General features: G+C 44.1%; 5 protein-coding genes, 1 rRNA gene and 1 other annotated feature. All 6 genes read right to left on the bottom strand.

The window, feature by feature from the left end; translation table 11 throughout:
• Positions 1–218 (bottom strand): 16S ribosomal RNA (locus LFYK43_RS10500); the annotation flags it as partial.
• A 509-nt stretch (positions 219–727) separates the two neighbouring features.
• Positions 728–1,981 carry a tyrosine--tRNA ligase gene (gene tyrS, locus LFYK43_RS10495; RefSeq protein ID WP_124978073.1) on the bottom strand — a complete coding sequence of 418 codons (1,254 nt, stop codon included), beginning with the start codon at positions 1,979–1,981 and terminating at the stop codon, positions 728–730.
• A 91-nt stretch (positions 1,982–2,072) separates the two neighbouring features.
• Positions 2,073–2,261, bottom strand: a binding site (T-box leader).
• A gap of 58 nt (positions 2,262–2,319) precedes the next feature.
• Entirely contained in the window at positions 2,320–2,763 is a 444-nt protein-coding gene (locus tag LFYK43_RS10490) for a Fur family transcriptional regulator (RefSeq protein WP_229718019.1), read from the bottom strand.
• Between the two features lie 149 nt (positions 2,764–2,912).
• Complete coding sequence (locus LFYK43_RS10485; protein ID WP_124978069.1) at positions 2,913–3,512, bottom strand: metal-dependent hydrolase; 600 nt, start codon at positions 3,510–3,512, stop codon at positions 2,913–2,915.
• 31 nt (positions 3,513–3,543) lie between these two features.
• Positions 3,544–6,669: an AAA family ATPase gene (locus LFYK43_RS10480; protein WP_124978067.1), complete on the bottom strand. Its 3,126-nt coding sequence runs from the start codon at positions 6,667–6,669 to the stop codon at positions 3,544–3,546.
• On the bottom strand, positions 6,656–7,789 hold the full coding sequence (locus tag LFYK43_RS10475; RefSeq protein ID WP_124978065.1) for an exonuclease SbcCD subunit D: 1,134 nt from the start codon (positions 7,787–7,789) through the stop codon (positions 6,656–6,658). The genes LFYK43_RS10480 and LFYK43_RS10475 overlap by 14 nt, the downstream gene beginning before the upstream one ends.
• Between the last annotated feature and the right edge of the window lie 716 nt (positions 7,790–8,505).

Here is an 8,505-nt window from a genome sequence, read left to right as displayed (position 1 = left end):
GACCGACCATGCGGTCAGTCGGTTGATGCGGTATTAGCACCTGTTTCCAAGTGTTATCCCCCTCTTCTGGGCAGGTTGCCCACGTGTTACTCACCCGTTCGCCACTCGCACTGTTAACGCTGAGTGCAAGCACTCGTTGTTAACAGATTGCGTTCGACTTGCATGTATTAGGCACGCCGCCAGCGTTCGTCCTGAGCCAGGATCAAACTCTCATTTTAAAAGTTTGTGACTCATAAATTTTACTAGCGAATTGACTTCGCAAATGTTGTTTGCACTTACCGTTCGGTAAGCGACCTCACACATTTGATTTGTCGAAACTTTGTTCAGTTTTCAAAGATCTACTCGGTTATCACTCGCAAGTGACAACTTTATTAGTTTACCACGCTCAGTAAAAAAGTCAACCATAAATTTAAATAAATTTAGAAGTGGATATTTTCGCGTCTCACAGCAAACAAAAAGCTAATAACGAATCAATTAGCGTATATAAATATACAAGCTAATCGTTGATCCGTCAACCTCCAATCAGTTGTCTTCTGCTGCTCTAGCTCACAATTTTTAGATAGTTTACGAACTTTAATCTGCAACTGATTAATTTCATCCGTATTTCAGCACAAATACATGTTTTCACAACCTGAAAACGGCTAGTTTATTCCTAAAAAATATTTTTTCTGCATTCCACTAAAAAAAACATCTACCTACTCAACAGATAGATGTTTACATCCAGAATTTATTTAACATGGGCCAAGAAATACTTTTTCTTGCCCCGTCTTGCGATCACATAACGGCCGTCAAACTTAGCAGACGGATCAATCTCAAAATCAACGTCAGTGATCCGGTCGCCATTGATGCGGATCGCACCATTGTTCACATCTTCGCGTGCTTGCCGTTTGGATTTTTCGATCCCTGTCCCTACTAACCACTCGATAATATTGGCTGGTTCGCTGGCACATTCAACGGCTGGCATGTTTTTAAAACCTTGTTCAATATCATCAGCAGTCAAAGTCTTAACATCCCCGGAGAAAAGAGCAGCAGAGATCCGTTTGGCTTGCTCAACAGCCTCTTTACTGTGCACAAACTCCGTCACTTCTTCCGCTAATTTGCGCTGTGCTTCCCGTTTTTCTGGTTGAGTCTTGACTTTTTCAGCCAAATCTTCGATATCTTCATGCGACAGGAAAGTGAAGTACTTCAAGTACCGCACAACATCTCTATCGTCTTGATTCAGCCAAAACTGGTAGAATTCATATGGAGTCGTCTTCTTAGGATCTAACCAAACCGCCCCGCCAGCAGTTTTACCAAACTTCGTCCCATCAGCCTTCAGCATCAATGGGATAGTCAGCCCGTATGCTTGCGCGTCTGAGCCTTCCATTTTATGGATCAAATCGATCCCCGCCGTGATGTTGCCCCACTGATCGGCACCACCGATCTGCAGTTGAACATCGTGTTCTTGCCACAAGTGGTGGAAATCAACTGACTGTAGGATCTGGTAGGTAAATTCAGTGTAAGAGATCCCTGCCTCAAGCCGTGATGCAACTACTTCTTTATTCAGCATCGTATTGAGATTAAAAAGTTTGCCGTAGTCACGCAAAAAAGCCAGCAAGTCAATTTTGGACAACCAGTCGTAGTTATTCACGATCGTAATGTTGTCTGCCCCAAAAAGCTTTTTCATCTGCTTTGTCAAAGCTTCTTCATTATGATGAACAGTTTCCATCGTCTGCAAGACGCGTTCTGAATTACGCCCAGAAGGATCGCCAATCGAGCCAGTCCCGCCGCCAATGATAATATGAGCCCGGTGTCCTGCCATTTGAAATCTTTTCAGCATCATAAACGGGATCAAATGACCAATATGCAAGCTGTCGCCTGTGGGGTCTGTCCCACAATATAAGCCAACAGATTTTTCGTTGATCAGTTTATTCAAGCCTTCTTCATCCGTCACCTGATTAATTGCTCCACGCCACTTTAATTCATCAATAATGTTAGTCATTGCTAACTTCCTTTCTTTAACGGTCTCGTCCCTAAATCAATGCAAGTCTGCCTTTAAATCTAGCTAAAAAAATCCCTGATGCCACTCAGACATCAGGGACGAAATTTCCGCGTTACCACCCAGATTATCGCAGACGCGATCACCTTTTACATCAATAACGAGATGAACCGAAATTTGCTCCGTAGTGTAATTCAAATAAGTGGTATAGTCTGACTTGCAGCTTCCGTCAGCTCTCTGAGCTAGGGACCATTATTTTACTGTCTTACTTCATCGCTTTTTAAAATATCCTATCCTTGAACCGCCTAAAAGTCAAGTTGACTTGAGGCAGAAAGCACACTTTATTGCGCGCGTTTTGCCTGGCATTCAGGACAAAGACCATAAACTTCATACTTACTGTTAAAAACTTCATAACCAGTTTCTTGAGCTGCTTTTGCTTCATTTTTTTTGAATTCCGAGTCAAACACATCCACGATTTTATTACACGAAACACAGATCACATGATAGTGCGGTTCGGCCAAATAATCATAGCGCATATGACCATTATTATCTGGAGCAACTTGCAAGATCAGCTTATTTTCTTCCAAAAGTTCAAGCGTGTTATACACAGTTGCCAAACTGACACTAAACCCGCTTTGACGGACATAGTCATAGATCATTTCGATGGACGGGTGCTGGTGCGAAGACATCAAATAAGCTAGGATCACTTGCCGCTGCGGTGTGTTCTTGATCCCATGCTCCTTAAGATTTTCAGCCGCAGATACCAGCGTTTCTTGATTTCTCAGCAAAATTAGCACCTCCTTTTTCATTGTTAAATTTTTCCCTGCTTATAATTTTTAAAAACATCTTTTTACGGTGCTATTGTAGCACGATTTAAAAGTGAAAGTCTAAAAAAATAACTATTGAGAAAGGTCGGCTTGAGGCTGGCTTGTTTTCATTTGCCTAAATCACCCAGTCCTAAAAAGTGATCGATTTTAAGCAGCCAACTTTGAACCCCTAATAAGTATTGCCCAGGGATCAGCGAAGCAAGCTGATCGATCCACAGCAAACGCAGCTCGATCAAAAGCAGGCATAACATTAAGCCCAACACCAAATACTCAGTCAGTTTCCCTGTCTGATAAAAAAGCATCTTGCTGCTTGAGCGCTTTTGTTTCTTTTTCTTTGGCCACAGCCAGTTAACTCCTTCTTTAGAAAAGCTGTCTTCCAATAAATGGCATAAGTAACCAAACGTCAACCAAAAAGCGGTGTAGGTCCCCTGTGCAGTTAAATAATTGACTGCGATCAGCGTCATTCCTATATAAACAACAACAAGTGCAGCCAAGGAGTGTGTGCCCTTCCGGTGTCCAAAGGTTTTGTTGGTCAAGCCGCTGGCAATTTTATTTCTCTTGCCTAAAAAAGACTGCGGGTGGTCAATATCTGGCAAGAGACTCCCTAACCCCAGCATCCCAAGATTGAGAAGATCAACTTGACCCCCGCTGGCCATTAAAGGCAAACCTAAAACAAAGGTCGAGACTAAATGTGTCTTATATTCCATAAACATTTCCTTGCTTTAAAATATTGTGAAGCTAGTCAAATTCGTGATCGTACCTGATACTGCTGCGTCCGTGACTTGAAATCACATGCAATTGATCAGGGATCTCTGATCGAAGCTCGCTGACGTGACTAATAATACCGATCAGCCTGTTTTCTCCTTCGATCGCTTTTAACGCATCCAAAGCAACCTGCAAACTGTCTTGGTCTAAAGAACCAAAACCTTCGTCGATAAAAAGTGCTTCCACGAAGATCCCGCCTGCCTGTGCAGAAACGACCTCACCTAAAGCCAAAGCTAGGCATAAAGCAGCGATAAAGCTTTCACCGCCTGAAAGTGTATGCACACTACGGATCTTACCTGCATTATCATCATAGATATTCAGCTCCAACCCCGTATTAGAGGCGTAACTTCCATGTCCTTCATCTAAAACAAAACCGTAACGTCCACCAGTCAAATCCGAAAACCGCTGATTAGCCACTTCTAAAACTTGTTTGAAATAGCTTTGCAGCACGTAACGTTCTATGTTTAGCTTCAGCTTGCCTTTTCCTGCGACAACTTCGGCCAATTGATCCCATTGCTGACTTTCTTTTAAAGTCTGCTGATATTTTTCCAAGATCTGTTTCACCTGATCAAAGACATCTTGGTTGCCTTGATAGAGATGCACAACGGCGCTGCGTTGCTGGAACAACTCATTTTGCGCCTTGTCGAGCTCCGCGATCTGCGCTGAGGTCGCAGCGATGTCAGGCTTAGGCCGCCCAGAGATTCTAGCTTGCAGTTGTTTTTGGGAGGTTTGGTTGATCGTGCATTTTTCTTGATAATCCTGCACTTTTTTACGCAGCTGGGGGATTTGATCGAGCTGTGTACACAACTCCTCCAACCGGGTTAGATCCATCGGGCCTTCATATGCAGCAACCCGTTCCTGCAGCTTGCTTAGTGCCGCTTGTTCGTGCTTTTTCGCCTGATCTTGCCGTTCGGTCCGTTCTTTGATCCCGGCGGTCAAAGCAGCCAATTGACTATTGCCAGAATTTACTTTCTCCTGGTACTCTTCTTTTTTTCGCCGATGCTTTGCTACTTGCTGCTGCCACCGTTCCAACTGTTCGCTCAGTTTTGTGCTAGAGCCAAAACCGCTGGGCAGCTGCTGCTGTTTTTGTTTATATTCAGTTAAAACTTTCTGTTCTTCAACGATCGTCTGATGATAGCTTTCGCTGGCGGCGGCACTTTGCTGTTCCAATATGGGTCTCTTTTGACGCAAGGACACCAGCCGGTCATTAAGCTTTTTACTTTGTTCCAGTCTCTGTGCATAGCTCTTCTGATCAGAAGCTTGCTTTTTTTCCAGCTCGCCTAAGGTCGCCTCTATCTCAGAGAACTCAGCAGCAGGATCTAGCCCTATTCTTTCTGCCAAAGCGGTCTGTTGCGCCAGCAGCCGTTCCTTTTTTTCTGTCAAAAATTGAGTCTGCGTCTGAATTGTCCCATTTTGAGAATGAAGCTTACCATAGGCTGCTTGAGCTGTTTGTTGAGCCCGGTCGACTTCTTCTTTAGTGGTCGGTTGGGCCTGCATAGTTAGTTCAGCAGGATGGGGATGTTCCGTTGAGCCGCAAAGAGGACAGGGTGTTCCTGGTTTCAAACGGCTCGCCAAAATCACGATCTGGTCAGAAGTATACTTTTGCTCCAGCTGATCGTATTTTCTCTGTGCCTGGCGTGCATTTTCTGAGAGAACACTGGCGTCCTGTTTAAGTTTCTGCAGTTTTTTCTCGGTCTCAGTCTGTTCTTGCAGACTTGCTTTTACTGCCAGCATTTGTTGTTTTAAATCAGTCGCTTGGTCTTGCTGCTTTTGCACCTCGACCCCTTGCTGCTGCAGATCTTGATAACCTGCCAGCTTCGCGGTCAACTTGTCGATTTCCTCAGTATCCGTTGTGATCGCAAGCTGTGCTTCCATCGAGCTTCTTTTTGTCTGCTGAACTTGTTCCGTCAGCTGATCATGCTGCTTGGCAAGTTTCTCAACTTCCTGGTACAAGTCGACCTTTGCTTTCAAACGTTCGATCTGCCCTTGAAACTCATTGATCTGCGGCTCAGCCCGCTCGATTTCTTTCAACTCAGCTCGAAGCCGTTCAAGTTCGATCTGAACGCGTCCTTGCTCTGCTCGCTTCAGTTTTTGCTGATCTTGTAATTCCTGCACTAACCGACTGGAGGAAAGTCGTTCATTAACTAAATCACGCTGCTGATCGCCCCACTCCAGCTCAGTTAGCTGTTTTTTGGTGTCAATAATCTGCGGTTTTTGTTGTTCTAGTTCAGCTGCCTGTTTTTGCAGTCTGACGAGCTCTTGCTGATCTTCCAACAAAGTCTGCTGCATTTGATAAGTCCGGTTTAACTGAGTTTTCCGTTCTTCATTGCGTTGGTATTCCTCTTGATACTTTGACCCCAGCTGTTTTTTTCTTTCAATTTCTTTTTGGAGGGTTTCCAGCCAATCTAAGACCGGCAGCTCGCTATTATTATCCTCTGGCCGTTCAAATTTAGCGTTTGCCTGCAACGACCGCAAGCGAAGCAGTTCTTGTTCGCTAGCACGATGTCTGGCTTTAGCTTTTTCACTAATATCATCCACGAACAAACGGTAAAAACCGGTCCCAAATAATTCACGCAAGACTGCTTCTTTTTGGTTACTGTCTGCAACTAAAAAATTTCGGAATTGACCTTGGGGCAGCAAAACGATCTGAGAGAACTGCTCAGCGGTCAGATTCAGGAGGTCATTGATAAACTGATTGGCTTGGTTGATCTTGGTGATCTCTTTTTTTTCGCCCTCCGCGTCAATGTAAATTAAGGAGACTTTAGCAGTTCTCGTTGTGGTCTTATTTCCATGTTTGGCCGTGACTGTCTGCTTGGGCGAACGTGTAATTTGATAGCGTCGCTGCTGATCGTCAAAAACAAATGTAACTTCAGTCAGATCATCTGCCGCTGCAAAATCCGAGCGCATCTGTTCAGCAGCACGTTCGTCGCCAGAAGTTCTGCCAAATAAAGCAAAACACATCGCATCAAAAATAGTGGTTTTACCCGCACCTGTTTTACCGCTGATCAAAAATACCGGTGCATCGGAAAATTCTCTAAAATCGATAGTCTGGTCAACGTATGGACCAAAGTAACGCATACGAATTTTAATTGGCTTCATAGGAGCCTCCTCTCTGCAACTCGGCAAAACTTTCCCGGACAATTTTTTCTTGCATTTCTGTCGGCTTCTGGTCGGTCATCTTTTCAAAAAAAGAATCAAACAGTGCCTGCGGATCCATGTTTACCCGAACATCTTGATCTTTAGCGGCCAATGTTTCACGTCCATTTAATCGGGATAAACTAACGATCCGCGGATAATAATGGCGTAACCTATTCATTACGTCGCTGATCACCGCGGTATCTGTCAGACGAATTGCCACATAATCTTCATCGGGAATTGTACGATAGAGTGCTGGATCAGTCAGTTCTTCAAATGAATGTTCAAGTATCCGAATATCGTGCAGGGGGCGCAGCGGAACCCATTGCACCTGGTAGGGTTCCGTATCAACGATCCAAACTCCCTTTTCTGTTTCAGCTTCACTGGTCGAAAATTTGACTGGCGAGCCCGCATAACGAACGGTTGGCTGTTTAAGTGCATCTTTATCATGCAAATGACCTAAAGCTGTGTAATCGAATTTGGTCAATATATCGACGGGAACAGGATTTAGTCCCCCGACCTCCAAAGTTGTTTCAGAATCTGTATGCGAAGACCCGGCTGCAAAAAAGTGGGCAACTAGGACGTGTTTTTTATCCGGAGCAAACTTTTGTTCCATCAATTCAACTGTCTTAGCCATGATCTGGTCCATTTTCGTTAACGAATCATCACCAAAAAAATTCCGGGCCATTTGCGGTTGAAAATAAGGCAGCAAGAAAAACTGAGTATCTTGAATGGTGACAGGTTCAAAGGCATCTTCAAAATGAGTTTGCATATAAAACTGGGTTTCTTTGAACCAATAGCTGCCAGTATCCAAGCGAATAGCGGAGTCATGATTGCCGCTGATAGCTAACAGCGGATAATGTTCTTTGAGATTAAGTTCCATCAGCATCTGGTTGAGCAAGGAAACAGAGTCCTCACTAGCAACGGCACGATCAAAAAGATCCCCAGCGATGACGATAGCATCAACGTGCTGCTGACTAGCAATAGCTTTAATTTGATCAAAAGCATCTTTTTGTTCTTGAATCAAATCGAAGCCGTGCAATTTTTTGCCGATATGCCAATCGGCGGTATGTAAGAAGCGCATAAAAAACCTCCTAAAGAATAACAGAGCGGAGCAGCGCGCTTAAAAGATGAGCATTATCGGACTCTGAGTTTATGGTGCGCATTTTGCACCATGGACTCGGAGTTGGATAAGCGGAATCTTTTGCGCTGTGCAGCTCGACTAATAACAGAGCGGAGCATGGCGTTCAGAAAATGAGCACTAACGGACTTCAGTCGATAATGCGGGTTTCAGCATTGTTGACTGAAGTTAGTTAGGCACAACCTTCTGCCATGCAGAGCTCGACTAATAACTGAGCGGAGTGAACCGATTAAAAGTTGAGCACTATCGGACTTTAACGATAAGTCGTGGTTTTTGCGACTTGTTGTTAAAGTTGGATAGGTGCAGACTTTTGGTTCACGGAGCTCGACTAATAACAGAGCGGAAGCCAGCGGGAGAAAGCGAGTACTAGCAGACTTTGGCATTATGGCACGGATTTTGTGCCGTGATACCGAAGTTAGCCAGACTAACCCCCCTGCTGACATTTCCTTCAAACATCAGTTCGCACCAATTTTACATAAAAAGAGCATTTCTGCTCTTAAAAATAAGCTGCCTTAATTCTGCTTCAAAATAGTTTCTAGTCCTGCATTGTAACTATCTTCCAACAAATCCCCATAATCATCCGGCTCGATGTCAATCAAACGTGAATCGAAAACGGGAAAAATCTCCTGGCTGATAAAGTCTAATAAAGCGTCGTGTAA

Origin of the sequence: Ligilactobacillus salitolerans (assembly GCF_003864415.1) — a bacterium.
In the GTDB taxonomy this organism is placed as follows: Bacteria; Bacillota; Bacilli; order Lactobacillales; family Lactobacillaceae; genus Ligilactobacillus; species Ligilactobacillus salitolerans.
Note: the sequence above shows the minus strand (reverse complement) of the source record. Positions and strands in the feature narration are given on the sequence as shown.

Excerpts from the sequence above, each read along its gene's own strand:
- tyrS (WP_124978073.1), bottom strand. The coding sequence starts at position 1,981 with ATGACTAACATTATTGATGAATTAAAGTGGCGTGGAGCAATTAATCAG.
- LFYK43_RS10485 (WP_124978069.1), bottom strand. The coding sequence starts at position 3,512 with ATGGAATATAAGACACATTTAGTCTCGACCTTTGTTTTAGGTTTGCCT.
- LFYK43_RS10480 (WP_124978067.1), bottom strand. The coding sequence starts at position 6,669 with ATGAAGCCAATTAAAATTCGTATGCGTTACTTTGGTCCATACGTTGAC.
- LFYK43_RS10475 (WP_124978065.1), bottom strand. The coding sequence starts at position 7,789 with ATGCGCTTCTTACATACCGCCGATTGGCATATCGGCAAAAAATTGCAC.